We start from the raw sequence: 16986 nt of genomic DNA, 5'->3' as shown, positions 1-16986 counted from the left end.
CCCCATGGCACCGGACGAGCACACCACGCGGCGATCGACGCACGGCCGCGCTGGGTTTCTTCGGTCGGTGGGCTGGGCGTTCACGATGGACGGCGGAGGCCAGGTCCTCACATTGGTGATCTCCTTCGCGCTGGCGGCCCTACTTGGTCCTCGCACGTACGGCGTGGTTGCGATGGCCATGGTCTATGTGGCCTTCGTTCAGATGGTTCAGCGCCAGGGCATGGCGTCGGCGATCATTCAACGTAAGGATCTGAGCGGGAGGCATCTCGACACCGCGTTCTGGTTGGTGTTGACGATCAGCGGTGTTTTGACTGCGGCGAGCGTCGCATTCGCCGGGTGGTGGGCCGGGGTCAATGATCTGCCGGAGCTTCGGCCCATCATCATGGCACTGTCGGCGCTCGTCGTGGTTGAGGCGCTCACTACGGTGCAGAGAGCTTTACTTACTCGCCACATGAACTTCCGCGCACTGGCCGCGCGAAGCCTCATCGGAGTCAGCGCGGGCGGCGTGATCGGAATAGTCGGAGCTCTCATTGGCTGGGGCGCTTGGGCCATCGTTGCCCAGCAGCTGACCACCTCGGTTGTCTCCCTAGCGGTACTCTGGGCGGTCAGTGGCTGGCGGCCACGGTTCCGGTTCTCTTCTCGATGCGCTCGGGATCTTCTGGGATTCTCGACGGGTTCGTTCCTCTCCAGCATCGCGGTCTTTGCGAACAATCGCGCCGATGTCCTGCTGATCGGGATCTTCTTCGGACCCTTCGTTGTGGGCATCTACCAGCTTGCATCGCGCCTCATCGACATGATCGTCACCATTGCGTCGCGCCCTGTTCAGACGGTTGCCCTCCCCGAGTTGTCACCACACCAAGATGAGCATGACGAGTTCGCGCGACGGCTTCGCAGATTGATGAGAGTAAGCGCAATCGCAGCTCTTCCCGTGCTTGGAGTGCTGGCAGGTGTCGCGGAGCCGCTCGTCGGCCTCCTGGGCAGCGAATGGAACAGCACGGTCGCGGTGCTCCAGGTCCTCTGCCTGGTCGGTTTGATCCGCGTCGTGATCGTCCTTGATGGTCCACTGGTGCAAGCGCTGGGCCGTCCGTTCGTCCAGGCGGGAATCACGTGGCTGGCTGCTGCCGTCAGCGTAGGGACGTTCACCGCCGCCGGCCTGCTGCTGCAAGACATGCCCGAAGATCGACAAGCCCTCTGGGTGTCGGTCTCGCGTGCCGCAATCTACGGCGTGCTCATCACCGGCATCCACTTAGTGATCATTTCTCGCTTCACCTCGCTATCTTTGCGATCGGGCGTTGGCGCATATTTTCCATCTTTCGTCGCAGGATCGGTCGGAGCCATTTCAGGCTGGTTCACGGCAGCATTGATCACCGCCAGCTCACCACTTCTCGGGCTCGCCGTGGCCGGCGCGTTGAGTGCGACCATCGCTGCGGGAACCCTACTTCTCCTTGAACCCGATCTGCGGGCGATGACGCGCTCGGCGCTTCACAAGATCAAAAATCACTCGAATAGGCGACACCAATCCCACATCGTCGACCCGCTCGATCCCATGGTGGAAACCGATGATGACGACGCAGATCGCACCATAAAGATCAAGCAGAATGTGAGCGGTTCTTGAATACTCAAGGAAATTCACGAGGCCCAGAACTTGCCATATTGAAGATCACCTGATTCAGTGGTGCGTCGGTAACGAAATCATCACGACGGCCTAGTCACCACGGGCCAGAAATCTGGGGGCAAGAACAGTGCAAGGTAAAGATCGAGCCAAGTACCGTGCGACTCGCGGCCGCCCGGGCAGGCGGAGTCGATCCACTCTGCTAGCCGCCCTAGCCACGTCCGCCATGATCGGGGGCGTGGCGCTCGCGTCCGACACCGTTATGCCCGAGACGTCCAGCGCCAGCGCAGAAGCCGTCGACTCCACGGCACGATCTTCCGACCACGGACCCGAGATCCGCAAGGACTGGCCGCCCCGCAGGCCGACATCCCCACCGGGACGCTCGTATCGCCGACCATCCAACAGTCCCGCTCCTACAGCGACCGTCAATCCACCATCGACCAATCCAAGTCCTACCGCCACTTCCGTCTCCCCCGAGCCGACAAAGACAACTCCAAGCGAGGACCCGACCCAATCCCCGCCTACGAACAACGAGACCACTCCGCCACCTCCCGCCACCGACGATCCTACGACTGAGCCAACAACACCTCCTCCGAGTGACATCGACGGCTATCCCAGTGATGAGACGACGGGCGTTCCGCCCGGCGTCACGCTGAAACCCTCCGGCAGTTTGACGATCACGAAAGACAACACTGTCATCGACGCACTCGACATCAAGGGCACTGTCAAGGTGCAAGCCAACAACGTGACGATCAAACGCTCCAGGATCTTTAGCACCGGCAGGTACGCCATCGATATCGAATCCGGATACCGCAACCTCGTAGTCGAGGACACTGAGATAGACGGGAATAACGCTACCGCGACGATCGCGATCCTCCGTGGCGAATATACACTGCGGCGAGTCAATATCCACAGCGTTTACGATGGTCCACGCATCGAAGGCCACAATGTGGTGATCGAGGATAGTTATATTCACCATTTAACACGCGTTCCGGACGGACATCACGACACAATACAGATTCGCAGCGGCACGAACATAGTTATCCGTGGAAATAACCTTCAAGCATACAATCCCTCCACAAATGACCCAATGAATGCCGCAATTCAGTTCGGAAGTCTGCTAGCACCTATAGATGACGTGGTGGTCGAGAATAACCTAATGAACGGTGGCAATATGACCATCAATGCCGGAAAGCTCGAAGGTGGATCAGTCATCTTCCGCAACAATGAGTTCGGCAGGGACTTCCGCTACGGCGTAGTTTCCACTGGACCTGGACTAGTATGGGAATCATCTAACGTGTACCACGACACCGGCGAGAGCGTAAGATGACGTGCAAGCCCACACCGTCGGTCGGCAGCAGACGAATAGTCATCGTGCCGGCACGATAAGATCAAGGTTTAAGCTAACGCTCGCAGGGAGCTCCAAGGGGGAACCGCCATGCCCATGATTCGCCTCTTACGCCGACCTGCTCGCAAGATGAGCATGGCGTCCCGAGAACGCAAACTGCGTACGTTGAAATCTTGGATAGAGCCAGGGTCGTCTGTTCTGGTCATAGGCGCAAGCGGGGAAACTGGGGTCGGAACTCAATCCCTTGTCGAGCGAGGCTTGGCCAAACACGCCCATGTCGTTGCGCTTACGTACGAAACCGTTGACGGATCCATTCTCGGCCTGCCGACCGTCAGAGGTGACGGCAGAAGGCTCCCCTTTCGCGACAAATCCTTCGATTATGTCGTCTCAAACGCCGTCATCGAACACCTCGGCGGAAAGGAAGGTGCGCGAGCACTTCTCGCGGAGAGCGCCAGAGTTTCGCGACGGGGCTGGGCACACACTACGCCAAACAGACGGTTCCCAGTAGAATTGCATACGGGCATTCCATTCTTACATTGGTTGCCCCGTAGCGCACGTGAACGGGCCTTTGAAGCGCTCGGCCGTCCGTTTCCCTTGTCACGATATTGCCTGTTCACTGGTCGGTCGTTGCACTCTCTTGGCGTGCCGGCTGACGTCCGGCGCGCGACGGGATTCCTGCCTGCCATGACACTCTTCGTCACGTCAAAGACGCTTGGTTCGGGGAGTGTCAACGGCTGACATGAGAGCCCTTCAACACTCGCGTTCAACGGTCAGGGCTTTGACCATTGCACCGTTCTCGTATAGTACGCGGTAAATTTGCTTAAAGAACGTCTCTCTCATGGCAACATATTGAATTTGACCATCAAAACACCGCCCAAATCGCAATCTCGCGCGCACGCTCTGTGTAGCCGTTGTAACGGCCAGTAGATTATCCCAGTCTCGCTCCCTAGCTAGACGAGCGAACGCGCGAACTTCTCCCTGAGTAGTCGCTGGCTCTGGCGTCAAGCAGATTACTTCTACACGCGGATCTTCATCTTTACACCGACGTACATCGCCAATGGAAACAACGATTACAGGCGCCATTTCTTGATCTATGAGTTCAGATGCTAGCGCGTTTCGATCACCAGGCCCGCCAAATACCACGATGGCATCAGCCGCCCTTGGACTATCAATGGGCGGGAAGAGAAAGATCCAAGACTCGATACACGCGATAGCGAGAAGGACAGCACTTACGACGAGCGTACGTCTCCTCACTAGTCACTCCGCTGATGCACAAGTCTCTTATTCTTTGAATCAAGACGGCGTGGACTCGCATCCCGAAACAACGCTACGACTGCTGCTCGATGCGTCGGCTTTCGACGTACCGACCGTATCGCCTCGTTCAACGTAACAGCACACCAGTAGAAGCCACTAGCCACTCGCCCATGCCGGCTCCGGTATAGGCGGATCCTGTTAACTGCCTGGAGACTCCAGAGCATGGGTGATGTGGTCATCTCCCCTCCGCGGTGCACCACCACAGCGTCCGCTACAAGTTGCAGGTTATAACCGGCATCACGGGCACCAAGCGCATAGGCTGTCTCCTCTGAGTAGAGGAAATATTCCTCCGGCCATGATCCTATGGCGTCAACGACCTTCCGAGCGATGTACATAGCGGCTCCCGTAGCCCAGTCGGCTTTGGCTCTATCGACATAGTAGCTAGGATCACGGATCATTTCGCTGAGTGGGCCGTATCTGGCAGCACGGCGGCCACCTAACAATGCCTCACCAAGAGCTCGGCCGATCGAAGGCTCACGGCGGAGCGAATAGCTCAAGGTGCCCTCTGTGTCCACGATCTTCGGGACAGAGATTCCCAAGGAATCGTCGCTCTCAACGGCGTTCATGAGACGCCGAATACATCCTGCTCTCGGGACCGCGTCCGGATTGAGCACCATGAAGCCGCGCGTTGCATTTAGGTGCCTCATGCCGATGTTGATACCAGCCGCGTAGCCAAGATTTCCCCCGGACTCCAGAACCACGACCCATGGCGCCATCTGTCGCACTTTCGCGGGCGTTCCATCGGAAGATTCGTTGTCTACGATAATCACCTGCGCACTATTGACACCTTCCAATGCTGCTGGCATGGCATTGAGGAAGGTTTCTACCACATCGGCGCTGTTGAAGGTCACGACAATGACTACGACGTCGGGCTGCTCCGTTACTCTTCCGACGGCTGCGGGGCACGGGATCGTGAGCATCACCATCCTGCCGATCCACGTGTAAATTTCCGTACTCGCCGCCTAGCAGACGCGAGCTTTCGACGCCACATTTTGTGGTCGCGAGGGTCCAAAGATGCGTCTTGCAGAACGTACGCACTCTGCCTGATCTGGCTAACCCATTCACCCACCGTCTTTACACCGTTGGCTTGGGCAGACAACGGCATCCGTGCTCGCAGATCTTCATCAGTGCGGATCAAGGTGTGCGGAGACCGCGGATCATCCATATGGTCTTCGCGCACGAATGGGTAGTAGTAGCCGTTCACCGCACCCCCGCGCGCAGTCCTGATGCAGTACCCGGTGAACGACTCGTTCTCGCCGAGCAGGCCGTGTCTGTCGACGAGCGAGCGGGGCATCAGGTAGCCGCTTCCTTGCACCCAGAGATTGCGCATCAACTGGTGCCCGCCGCGGAAGGTCTGGATCTTCTTGGCGGCCAGCTCGGGCCGGAAGTCCTCCTCCGGATGCCGCCAGCTGCCGATCACGCCGAACTCCGGGTTGTCCCGGTGGGCCGCCGCGAACGTGTCGAGCCACCCGAGCGTGACGACGCAGTCGTCGTCGACCTTGGACACGAACTGCGCGTCCGATTCGCTCCACAGCCACGACGTGGGCTCCCGCAACCGGACATTCTCGCGGCTGTGGTGGTGCCGATACACCCGTGCGTCCTTGTAATAGGGCCGCAGCGCCTCGATGGTCTCTTCGTCGTCGCCGTTGTGCCAGAGCCACACCCTGTCGTTCTCACCGCAGGTGTCGAGAAGCCTCGGTAGGCTGAGGTGCAGGTAGCGTGCGCTGCGGTACGTGATCATGATGATGTCGGCGCGCGCACCCATCACGGCACCTCCTCGAAGGCGGTCCGATTCGGATAGCTGCGAGACTCTGGATCTCGTAATCCCCGCCGCTTGATCCGCTTCAGGGTTCCTCCCATCGAGGAGAGCTTCACGCGAGGGCGGAGCCGGAGCCAAGACCGAAAAGACGGAAGACCGGAGAACGTCGGGGCCGGCAGACCGGCGAGCCGCATCGTCAGGACCCGCGCCCACACGGCTCCACGCGTGCTCGCCAGGTTCGGCTGCGACTGCGGGAGGCGTTCGAGCGGAATGGGATGCCCTTCGAGCGCTCTGTCGGCCAGGGCGGCGTGCAACGCCTTGCGGCCGGCTTCGGTACGCACCACGACCAGGGAGCGTCCCGGCTCACCTTCCTTGAGCTTGCGATACCAGGGGTCGCCAACCGAGAGGTCCGCGAACTCGCCGGTGTGATCCGGGCAGATCATGCAACGCCACTGACGATGCTTCTGCAGCGTCTCGCCCCAGGACTCCTCGTAACTGAAGGACTTGGCCACGCCCGTGGTGGTCTTGATCCGGAACCGTCCGGGCCAGCCCTCGCCGCGGTAGTCGACACGCTCCACGTCCGCGGGGTCCTCCCCCAGACGCCGGACGACTTCCTCGGTTCCGCGGCTCGACGGCGTTCCGGCACAGAAGATCCCGATAGTCAGGCCGATTTTCCGGCCCAGCTCAGGCCGCGCCTTGGCGGCGCCCACCGTGGCGGCCACGTCGCACGGTTTCCCGACGACAACGCACTCCCCCTCGGCCTGCTCCACAAGATCGAGCCGTTCACATGGACTTGCGGGCGCGTAGCGGGAGCCCGCGGCGCCGACGATGTCGGTGTAGGTCCGATTCAGCACCGTCTCGTTCTGCAGTGGCGCGTCCTTGCGGGCCTGCACCTGCAGGGCGCCCACAGCCGAGCCGGAGGCCACCGCATGGGCGGACAGTGCACTGATCACTCCGCCGGAGGAACCGCGATGCCTCACGTCCGGGTCTGTGGACCAGCATTCGTAGAGCTCGAGGATCGGCCCCCATTCCCCGCCGAACGGAGCATCTTTCAGGGCGTCCTTCTCATGCGAGAGCCCCGCACCCGGGCAGACGCCGATTCCGGGGCCGTTCGCTCCGCCGGTTTCACTGCCGCCGTTGATGGAGACGATCGGCAGCGGGCGCCGGCCGAACTCGGGCACGTCGACCATCGTGAGCGAGTCCGGTTCCAGGTACGCACATGCGCCGCATCCCGAGCACAGGTGCGCGTCCACCACATCCTGGATGGTGGCCGGGCCGCGCCCCCTCACGCGATGGCCCCCAGCGTCAGGCCTTTCTTCCATGCCCGTACGTCGTCCAGGATGTCCGTCAGCTGCTGCCTGGCACGCTCCACCACCTCGGGGACTCGGATGTCAAGATCATGCTTGACGGCGTCTCGGGTAGCGAACGAGGTGACCATCGCCTCAACCGCCTCAGCCCCGGATACCCGCCGGGCGTCGACGACGTGGTGTCCCACGCCGCAGGTGTCGAAAACCCCGTGCGTCTTGTCGCTGTACGCGTATCCGCACGCCGGTACACGTGTCGAGAGCGCCGCGATGGTGGCGTGCATGCGGCTGCCGACGAACCAGTCACACTGAGCTATACACCACTTCATCTCGGCCGCGTCGAGTTCGGACGGCACCACTGTGAGCCGTTGCCGGGCCGATTCCGGGAGACGTTCGACAACCGCGCTGATGGCCGCGATGTCGCTCTCCCCGCCGCCACCGGGTACATGCACGTGCGGCACCAGAACGACGTGCGCACCGCTATCGACCAGGCTCCGAACCACATCAGCCATCGTGGCCACGTAGTCTCCGACCAGGCCGAACCGTTCGATCGCGGCAGCGTCTCGCAACAGGCCACTGATGTTCACGCCGGCGACCGGCGCGCCCGGGAGGCCCTCGATCAGTTCCGCGATGGGATGACTCGGTCTGCGGGGTTCCAGCGCGAACGCCACGTCGACGCCGCTACGGAGCCGAGCCGGATCGGCGCTGGAGCCGGCCAGCTCCAGCAGACGTTCATAGCTTGCCGGATCCCGCGCGTAGGCGAGTGCGGCAGACCGGACGAGCCTCTCGGCCAGCCGTCGTCCGCTCACGGTATTGAACGGCCCGTACGTCTGCGGCAGCAGAACCAAGGGCCGTCCGGCACGAAGTGCCGCCTCTTTGGGTGCCGAGACCGACCGCAGCCGGGTCTCGCCGTACAGGTCGGTGAAGCTGTCCCCACCGCTGATGTCCAGGACCGCGTCAGATCTGGCGATCCTCCGCGCAGCCGGATTTCCCAAGCCACCCAGCCGCTGAGCTACGCGGATCTGCGCCCAGCTCTCCGGCCGGTGCCACCGGCGTGATAGCCGAACACCCACGAACTCGACTTCTGAGCCCTGGTAACGGCCTGACGTGTCGACTCGAACACCCCACCCGTCATCGAAGGCGCTCAGCCGTGAGCCAGGTGCCTGTACGTCGATGACGTCGAGCACTGACCGTCCGAGCGCCTCCACCCCTCGATTGCCATTGCCGATGGAGGCACCGGCAAGGCACAGTTGTATGCCCCCCATGCGGCCAGTATGCCGGAGCTTTCCTCTTTGCGCGACACATCTCGTGTAGCCGGATACGTCAGTGACGCGTACGATGAACCCGAATGCGCACATTAGGTCCGATCGGGTACCGCGCATCAGCGTAAAGCGCTTGGGGGCGCAGCTGTTACGCGTGAGGGGGGCAAGTGGACGTCTGGCGAATCACCGTTGCCGCGTTGCGGCGTTGGTACATACTTTTGCCTCTCCTGGCGCTGACGGGATACGCCGTCACGCAGGCCGGGACTCAACAGGACCCCGAGTACGAGGCGCGAGCATCGGCGATGCTCACGCCGGCACGCGTGCTGTCCGAGATACCCAATCCGTACAGCAGTCTCAACGGTGCTCAAGAAGCGCTGGCCATTGTGCTGAACAGCACGGAGACTCGCCGCTCGATTGCCAGCGAGGGTCTGGCCGGTCACTACGAAGTGAAGGCAGCGCCCCGCAGTAGCATCTTCCAGGTCGTCACTCGTGCCGAGTCACGTCAAGCCGCGGAAGAGATCAGCTCGGCGGTGCTGAACAAGGCATCGGAAGAGCTGGAATCGCGGCAGAGCGACGCTGGTCTTCCCGAGCGGGCGCACTATTCGATCGAGGTCTTGGAGTCCCCCTCCGTTACAGGCGTGGTGGAGAACAGCCAACTTCGGGTCCAAGCGGTGGTCGGAGTCTTGGGAGCCTCCCTTGCTCTGCTGATCGCGGTGATGTTCGACGACATGGTCGGGATCTTCCGCCGAGCCCGGGCAAAACGACGCCGGCGCAACGACATGACGCCATCTACTCCGATCGATGAGAATTCCGGCCAACTCACCCTCGACGACATTCCGATCGTGAGCACTGAGCCCATCTCCCTTGTCGATGGCATACCTGCCAACTCCCACGGAAGTCCAGTCGACCAATGGGCTCCCAGCACCGGTCGCCGGCGCATTCCCACCGGCCAACGGCCCCACGCGTCACTGCTCGGTGAAGCTAAGAGGGATCATGTCCCTACAAATGAACACGACAGACGGCCTGACGGCCCGCCCGAGGACTCTGACAAAGCTCCGGTCTCGCCCAACTCAGACGACTCTGAGAACATGCAACGGACGTCTCAGCACAGATGACTCTGCTGCGCCCCGGCCCATCGAGTGGTGCCAGCATTCGGGGACGCTATATGAGCCCCCGCGTCGGTGAGGGCCGATACTCACGGTGGACGCCTGCCATACTCAAGGTGCCTCGCTGGCCCACGGTCGCCGATGAGATGGCGCAGCAGCCTCTCCTAATCAGAAGATGGCAATTCTCCGCTGCGGGCTTACTCATCGCCTATTTGCTGCTGCAGTTCCTCATTCCCGCACGCTTGGTAATTGGCGGAATGGGGGCGGTAGGCCGCCCGTCGGTTGCCGTTGGCCTCATGTTGCTGTTCCTCTGGGGACTCGCGTTCATGACAAGTCGCGGCCTGCCGAGTGGTGTCCAGCCGGTGCGGTGGATCGTAGGTTGGTTCATCGCCCTGCAGCTCTTCGGGTATGCGGTCGGCTTCGACCGCGGACTTCCCCACGTCGAGTCCAGCAGCGCGAATCGCTGGCTGATCTTCACCTTCGCGATGGCCGGAATAGCCCTGGCGACGGCGGACGGCATCTCTAGTCGGCGACAGCTAGACCGACTCCTGATGATTCTGGTAGGGCTCGCCGGTTTGATGGGCCTCATAGGTGCTCTGCAGTTCACCGGGATCATCAACGTCGTTGAGTACATCCGTATCCCAGGTTTGCGACCAAACGCGGATCTCATCGGCATCGGGGAGCGAGGCGGCCCTGGATTCGCACGTGTGGCGTCCACCGCAAGTCATTACATTGAATTCGGTGTCGTCCTGGCGATGGTGCTCCCGATCGCTCTGCATTACGCATTCTTCGCCACCACGCGCCGCCAGCGTATCTGGCGATGGGCCGCGTCCGGCCTCATCGCCGTCGGCATCCCGTTCTCCATTTCCAGATCCGCGACTCTCGCGATTGCCCTTGCCCTCGTCCTTATGGCCATGATCTGGCCATGGCGGCAGCGATACAACGCTGCGATCATCGGCGGCGTTGCGGTAGTCGCTTTCCACGCCGTGCAGCCAGGCGTTCTGGGTACGATCCGAGCGCTCTTCACCAACGTTGACAATGATCCCAGCGTCCAAGATCGCATCGCGCGACGTGCGTATGTCATGGACCTGTGGGAGGAACGACCACTGCTCGGCCGAGGCGCAGGGAGTTACGTCATTGAGAGATACACGCTGCTGGACAATCAGCTGTATGTGACACTAATCGAGGGCGGAGTAATTGGAGTCATTGGCGTCACGATCTTTTTCATCGTCCCGTACTTCGTCGCGCGAAGCATTCGCCTTCGTGGCGTGGATCAACAAGCCCGCCACCTCGCGCAGGCTCTGGCGACCGTGCCACCAGTAGCTTTACTGGCCAGCGGCACGTTTGACTCGTTCTACTTCGGTACCTTCATGGGTGTGCTGTTCATTGCCATCGGCGCCATGGGAGCGCTGTGGCGCCTGGACGGCGGTGGAGCCGGACGCCGCCCATTGCAGGTTGCAGGGCCCGACGACCGCTTCGTCGCCACGCCGTTGATGGCGAATTGGAAGGGCCCGACACGGAGGATCTGAAGCAAGCCAACTGTCCTTGTTCTGGAAATTAGGTCTACGATGGGGCATTCGGCCGCTGATTGGGGGCTTAGGCCGTGAACATCTGGGGGGTCAGATGACGAAATCCCGGGGGAGTTCCGCCAGCAGCGGCACTCGGCGGGCCACACGACCGCGTCGCGCCGTACCGGCCGCGATCGTCGACGTGTGCCGGAACACGACGCCTGACCTCCCAGCCCATGACGCAACTCGACGGTTGTTCGTCGAGACAGCCCGTCATCACCGCGTCAGCCCATTAGCCCATGTGCTGCTCAGGGAGGCCGAACCAGAGCTCGCCGCCGAGCTCAAGCCGGATCGAGACCGGGCGATGGCCACCCATCTCAGCGCGTCGATCACACTCGACGCCATCGACCGGCTCCTCGACGGCCTTCGCTGGGCGACGTTCAAAGGACCGATCCTCTCCGAGCACGCACATCCCGCTCCGGGGCTGCGACTCTACAACGACATCGACGTGCTGGTCTCGCCGCGCGAACTCCGCGCCGCCACCACCCGGCTCGCCGAGGCGGGATGGACCGTCGCGGACTACCGCGACATGCTGCGCAACGCCGCGACGCCGGGTGAGATGCACTGGGTCAGTCCGTCCGGCATCCTGATCGACCTGCACTGGTCCATGATCAACATGGCGTCCACTCGCCGCCAGTTCTCGGTGCCCACCGACGAGATCCTGGACCGGCGAATATCGACCGACCTTGGACTGTCGTCGACCTGGGCATTGAACCACACGGACGCGCTCGTGCACGTCTGCCTGCACGCCGCTCTCACCGGTGCTCACCGCATGCTTCTCATTCTCGACGCCGACCAGCTGGCCCGGAAGACCACGGACTGGGACGCCGTCGTGACGCGAGCACATGACTGGGGCGCGGAAACCGCCGTCGCGATCGTGCTGGCGAGGGCATCGGCATTGCTCAACACGCCGCTCCCCGATCGGCTGGACCGGGAGCTTGGTGTCTCTGCCGGACTGCGGGTGGTCACCAACGCCGTCGACCGGCTGGCGCCCGTGCCCGCCTTGCGCAGCAGTACGTCCGTGGCCCGGCTCATGGCCCGTTCGGCTCGGCCCGGCAGCGGCGGAACCCTCAGTGCTGTGGGCGCCAAAGGCATGCGCGGGGTCGCGGAACGGCTGGGCAAGGGCCAGCGTCGCACTCAGCCCGCTGGACGCGAGCCGGCGGACGACGAAGCCCTGGAGGCGTACCTGCGGGCAGTAGAGACGCACGCAGGGGTGTCACCGTGAGCGCGATCAAGTCGTCGCCGAACAACGGCCGGCACGCGAGGAAAGGGCCACCGCCGGCCGAGCCGGACGAGCCCGCGAACCACGATTACATCGACCTCACGGCATCCGCGCGCCGCCAGCCCAAGTCACTGGGCCGGCTCCGGACGCTGATCGCAGAGAGCTTCAGCCTGTCCTGGGCGGCTGACCGGCGCGCGTTCATCATTACGACGTCCTTGCAGCTGTTTGGCGCCGTGATCCTCGCCGCGCAGGTGCTGATCGTGAAGATGGTGCTCGACGCGATCCTCGACGTCACCGAGGGCGGCGGCGATACCGGCCAGGTGGTGCTGCCGGTGATGCTGCTCGCCGGCGTCACGGCGGTGGTCGCGGTCTCGGCTGCCATCCAGGGAAATCAGCTACGCCTGTTGTCGGAACTCGTCGTCCGCAAGACATGGCAACGGCTTCTCGACGTGGCCGCGGCCGTCGGCCTGCGAGCGTTCGAGTCCCCGGACTTCTACAACCGTCTCGAACGCATCCAGACCAACGCGTTAAGCCGGCCGTTCCAGCTCACGCAGGGTGTCATCGGCATGGTGGGTGGGGCTGCGGGCAGCGTCGGGCTGTCCATTGCGATCATCAGCCTGGAGCCGCTCCTCCTGCCCCTCCTTCTGCTGGCCGGCATCCCCGTCTTCATCACCAGCCGCAAGGAGAGCCGACGCGAGTTCAACTTCACGGTGGCGCAGACGCCCCGGCTGCGGATGCGCGGCTATCTCGGCATGATCCAGACCGGGCGGGACGAGGCCAAGGAGATCCGCGCCTACGGCTTGGCCGGTGCGTTGCGCGAGCGGTTTGATCGCGTCTACACCCACTACATCGCCGATCTGCGCGTTCACCTGCGACACCGGACCCGGCTGGCCGTGCTCGGCAACTCGGTGTCCGCGCTGTTTCTTGCCGGGACATTGCTGGCCCTGGTGTGGCTCGTCGGTCGAGGGCGCGTCACCCTGGCCGAGGCCGGAGCCGCCATCGTCGCCATCAGACTGCTCTCCCAGCAGGTCAACACGCTCTTCCGGGGTATACAGCAGATCTTCGAGTCTGGGCTGTTCCTCAACGACCTCTCCGATTTCGTCTCCTTGCAGCCCGCAGCGGAGGAGGCCGAGTCCGGAGCTCCAGCACCGGACAGCTTCTCCACCCTCTCTGCGCACGGGCTGACGTTCACCTACCCCGGCAGCACGCAACCCGTCCTCCACGAAGTCTCGGTGGAGATGAAGAAGGGCGAGATCGTCGCCCTGGTGGGCGAGAACGGCTCCGGCAAGACCACTCTTGCCAAGCTTCTCGCCGCCCTCTACGAGCCCACGTCAGGCACCATCTCGTGGGACGGCACGGACATCAGCACGTACTCCCGGCCGCACCTCCGGCGCTCTATCGCCGTGGTGTTCCAGGACTTCGTCCGGTATCACCTGACCGCTCGGGAGAACATCGGTCTCGGCCGCCCGGAACGGCTCGACGACGAGGCTGCGATCGCCGCAGCAGCACAACGGGCCGGGATCCACCACGCCATCGACGCGCTGCCGCAGGGCATGGACACCATGCTGTCCAAGATGTTCAAGGGCGGCCGCGACCTCTCCGGCGGGCAGTGGCAGCGCATCGCCCTTGCTCGTGCGTTCTTCCGGGACGCTCCGTTCGTCATCCTCGACGAGCCGTCGGCCTCCCTCGACGCGCGGGCCGAACACGCTTTGTTCCAGTCGCTGCGCGATCTGCTCGGAGGGCGCACCGTCCTGTTCATCTCGCACCGTTTCTCCACGGTGCGCACAGCGGATCGCATCTATGTGCTGGGCGACGGCCGCGTCACCGAACAGGGAACGCACGACGAGCTGATGGCGCTGGACGGCCACTACGCCGAGCTGTTCCGGCTCCAGGCAGCCGCGTACCTGGAGCCCGCGGAGCGGTAAATGCCTTGCCTGCCGGCCGGGTGTTCCGGTTTCATGAGGCCGATGCCGAAATCAGACAGGTTGCGCCGCTCCTAGCGGCGGCGCGACTTCTTCCACGCCTCGCCGCACTCAGCGTCAGCTGCCGTGCGGTCATCTTGGCTGCCCGGCTCCGTTTCGCCTTTCACGGAGCATCCCTGTGCATCAACCATCCGTCCTCGCCCTGGGTTCCAGGCGAGGCATGTCAGCCCGGCACGTCGTCGTGCTGCTCACCGTCCTGCTGTCTTCCTTGATGTTTCCCCTTCAGCTCACCGGCGCATCGCTCGCGCTCCCCGGGGTGAGCGACGAGCTGGGAGCCGATCTCACCGCCACCCAGTGGATCGTGAACTCCTACGCCGGCGTGTTCGCCGCCGCGCTGGCTGTTGCGGGCACCGTGGCCGACCTGCTCGGCCGACGCCGCGTATTCGTCGCGGGGGTGACGTTCTTCTTCCTCGGCGGCCTGGTCAGCTCGTCGGCGGGGAGCGTCGTCGTGCTCGTCGCCGGTCGCGCGTTGAGCGGCCTGGGTGCCGCCGCGGCCGCCGCCAGCGGTGCGGCGATCCTGGCCACCACGTTTCAGGACGCGGCGAAGCGGCGTGCCTTCGGACTGCTCGGCATCGTGCTCGGCGGCGGTCTCGCCTTCGGACCGATGATCAGCGGCGCCTTGGTCGACCTTCTCGGCTGGCGCGCCGTGTTCGGCGTTCCCGCCGTCGTCGCCGGGCTTGTGCTGGCGATGACGACGACGCTGCCCGCCGATCCCGGTGTGCGCGGCCGGAGCTTCGACTGGCGCGGAGCGCTCCTCTACTCGGCTCCGCTGCTGCTTCTCGTCGTCGTACTGAACGTGGGCCCCGAGGAGGGTTTCACCAGCCCGCCCGTCCTCGCGGCGATTGCGGCCACGGTGGCGCTCGGCGTCGCCTTCGTCATGGTGGAGAGGCGTGCCATTGATCCGCTGTTCGATCTCGCCATCGTGCTGAACCGCCGATTCGCCGCCTTCGCCGTCGCTGCCGCGGCGTTCATGGGGGTTCTCGTCCCGCTCGTCGTGTATCTGCCGTCGTATCTGATCACCGTGAGCGGCGTCGCCCCTGGGATGGCAGGACTGTGGATGCTCATGATGACGGTTCCGACGGTGCTGCTCCCACCGGTCGGTTCGGTGCTGGCGCAACGGATGCCGATCCTCGTGTTCGTGCCCGGGTCGATCACTCTCAGCGGCGCGGGCGCTCTGTTGCTTGTCACCATCGGCCCGGAGAGCACCCCGCTTCATCTCTTCCTCCCCTGTGCCGCCATCGGTGCCGGCGTGGGCCTGACCATGGGAGTGCTCGACGGGCTCGCGATCGACAGTGTCCCCGTTCGTCAGGCCGGAACCGCGAACGGCCTGTTCAACACCGCACGGCTTGCCACGGAGGCGGTGGCACTCGCCGCTGCGGGCGCCGTGCTCGCGGCCGTCAGCGCAGGCACATTGCACGGCGATGCCTTCACCGAGGCCTTCCGTGCGGTGTGCCTGGCGTTGGCGCTGTTCGCGATGGCGTGTGCTGTGGGCGTCGTTCTCCTCGTCCGCCGAGCGTGATCCAGGGGGTGGTGGCTCGGCTGTCAGGGCTCCTCGGCGAGCTGCCGGAGCCACGCCAAGGCGGCCGCCGCGGAGCTGAGGGCGGAGATGTGCCCGTCGTCCGGACGGATCCACAGCTCCGCCCGCCGGGTACGGTTCGCGAGCCATTCGCTGTGCGCACTCGGCGCGATCCGGTCCCGGCCGCCGTGCAGGTACAGGACTGGCGACGTCACCTGCTTGGGGTCGAAGCCCCATGGTGATACGTAGGCGAGATCGTCGTCGACCATGCCGCCCAGGCCGCCGTCCAGGGCCTTGCCCGCCACGGCGCCGAGCCACGCCCACTCGCCCGCGAGCACGGCATGATCGGCTTCGGTGAACTGCTCGGGATCGAAATCCGAGGAGGTCAGCTGGTGCTCCAACGCGGCTCGTCCCGCCGTGGCGGCACGCAGTTCGGCCGCCCCGGCCAGCGCCATCCCGGCGAACCACTCCAGGCCGTCCGCCCCGTAGGGCGCCAGCCCGGACACGGACACAGCACCCACCACTCGCTGGGGCAGCAGGGCGGCGCATGCCACGGCGTGCGGTCCCCCGCCGGAGTGGCCCATCACCGCGAGCCGCTCAATGCCCAAAGCGTCGGCGACAGCGGCCACATCGGCAGCTGCCGAGGCGATGTCTCGGCCCGGCTGGCGCGTGGAGCCGCCATAGCCGGGCCGGTCGTACGAGACCCACCTGATACCGAGCTCCTCGGCCGCGGGGAACAGCGGCGCGGGCGGCTCGCCGATGTTGGGGGTGCCGTGGTGCCAGAACACCGCGAGCGGGGCATGCCTACCGTTGTCGTCAGGCGCGTCACCGTCGTCATCGCGGTGGCGCGGGCCGTAGCCGTCCACGGTGTCGTAGACGTGCAGCACGCGGCCGGAGTCCAGCTCGATGTCGGTTTCGGTCACCACCATCCGGGCAGCCTACTGCTCGCCGTCGGTGCCGTGATCAACGGTGGAAGGTTGTGTTCGCCCAGGC

At 63.9% G+C, this 16986-nt stretch carries 13 protein-coding genes; 8 read left to right on the top strand and 5 right to left on the bottom strand.

All coding sequences use genetic code 11. The annotated features are described in order from the left end of the window. Positions 1-4: 4 nt before the first annotated feature. The 3 genes from G1H11_RS07190 to G1H11_RS27395 all read left to right on the top strand — a co-directional run bounded on the left by G1H11_RS07190 (position 5) and on the right by G1H11_RS27395 (position 3698). Positions 5-1615, top strand: coding sequence for a lipopolysaccharide biosynthesis protein (locus tag G1H11_RS07190; RefSeq protein WP_163817488.1), 1611 nt, complete (start codon positions 5-7; stop codon positions 1613-1615). Positions 1616-1850: 235 nt separating this feature from the next. Continuing rightward, a complete protein-coding gene (locus G1H11_RS07185) occupies positions 1851-2942 on the top strand; it encodes a right-handed parallel beta-helix repeat-containing protein (protein WP_163817486.1) in 1092 nt (363 codons plus the stop codon). Between the two features lie 108 nt (positions 2943-3050). Further along, entirely contained in the window at positions 3051-3698 is a 648-nt protein-coding gene (locus G1H11_RS27395; RefSeq protein ID WP_425501184.1) for a class I SAM-dependent methyltransferase, read from the top strand. Between the two features lie 515 nt (positions 3699-4213). Here the strand turns inward: G1H11_RS27395 and G1H11_RS07175 are convergent. Genes G1H11_RS07175 through G1H11_RS07160 form a run of 4 tightly spaced genes read right to left on the bottom strand, consistent with a single transcriptional unit; the run spans position 4214 to position 8602 of the window. After that, the gene (locus G1H11_RS07175) at positions 4214-5200 is read right to left on the bottom strand and encodes a glycosyltransferase (protein WP_163817482.1); all 987 of its coding nucleotides are present in this window, start codon (positions 5198-5200) and stop codon (positions 4214-4216) included. Continuing rightward, positions 5194-6039, bottom strand: a complete 846-nt coding sequence (locus tag G1H11_RS07170; protein WP_174257456.1) for a glycosyltransferase — start codon at positions 6037-6039, stop codon at positions 5194-5196. Before G1H11_RS07170 ends, G1H11_RS07175 begins: the two co-directional genes overlap by 7 nt. Next, entirely contained in the window at positions 6039-7289 is a 1251-nt protein-coding gene (locus G1H11_RS07165; RefSeq protein ID WP_216843529.1) for a Coenzyme F420 hydrogenase/dehydrogenase, beta subunit C-terminal domain, read from the bottom strand. The genes G1H11_RS07170 and G1H11_RS07165 overlap by 1 nt, the downstream gene beginning before the upstream one ends. A 29-nt stretch (positions 7290-7318) precedes the next feature. Continuing rightward, positions 7319-8602, bottom strand: a complete 1284-nt coding sequence (locus G1H11_RS07160) for a polysaccharide pyruvyl transferase family protein (protein WP_163817478.1) — start codon at positions 8600-8602, stop codon at positions 7319-7321. Positions 8603-8766: 164 nt separating this feature from the next. On the opposite strand from G1H11_RS07160, the gene G1H11_RS07155 reads away from it, so the two are divergent. From G1H11_RS07155 to G1H11_RS07135, 5 genes are all read left to right on the top strand, one after another. Further along, positions 8767-9714, top strand: a complete 948-nt coding sequence (locus G1H11_RS07155) for a hypothetical protein (RefSeq protein WP_163817476.1) — start codon at positions 8767-8769, stop codon at positions 9712-9714. A 137-nt stretch (positions 9715-9851) separates the two neighbouring features. Next, positions 9852-11234: an O-antigen ligase family protein gene (locus G1H11_RS07150; RefSeq protein ID WP_163817474.1), complete on the top strand. Its 1383-nt coding sequence runs from the start codon at positions 9852-9854 to the stop codon at positions 11232-11234. Between the two features lie 94 nt (positions 11235-11328). Further along, positions 11329-12498, top strand: a complete 1170-nt coding sequence (locus tag G1H11_RS07145; RefSeq protein WP_281352271.1) for a nucleotidyltransferase domain-containing protein — start codon at positions 11329-11331, stop codon at positions 12496-12498. Continuing rightward, the gene (locus G1H11_RS26925; RefSeq protein ID WP_216843528.1) at positions 12495-14420 is read left to right on the top strand and encodes an ABC transporter ATP-binding protein; all 1926 of its coding nucleotides are present in this window, start codon (positions 12495-12497) and stop codon (positions 14418-14420) included. The genes G1H11_RS07145 and G1H11_RS26925 overlap by 4 nt, the downstream gene beginning before the upstream one ends. A 175-nt stretch (positions 14421-14595) precedes the next feature. Beyond that, positions 14596-15996, top strand: coding sequence for an MFS transporter (locus G1H11_RS07135; RefSeq protein WP_216843527.1), 1401 nt, complete (start codon positions 14596-14598; stop codon positions 15994-15996). Between the two features lie 23 nt (positions 15997-16019). Here the strand turns inward: G1H11_RS07135 and G1H11_RS07130 are convergent, their stop codons facing one another. Next, a complete protein-coding gene (locus tag G1H11_RS07130; RefSeq protein WP_174257455.1) occupies positions 16020-16922 on the bottom strand; it encodes an alpha/beta fold hydrolase in 903 nt (300 codons plus the stop codon). Positions 16923-16986 lie beyond the last annotated feature (64 nt).

Origin of the sequence: Phytoactinopolyspora alkaliphila, assembly GCF_010550695.1 — a bacterium.
In the GTDB taxonomy this organism is placed as follows: domain Bacteria; phylum Actinomycetota; class Actinomycetes; order Jiangellales; family Jiangellaceae; genus Phytoactinopolyspora; species Phytoactinopolyspora alkaliphila.
The sequence above is the reverse complement of the archived record's forward strand: the minus strand, read 5'-3'. Positions and strand labels throughout refer to the sequence as shown.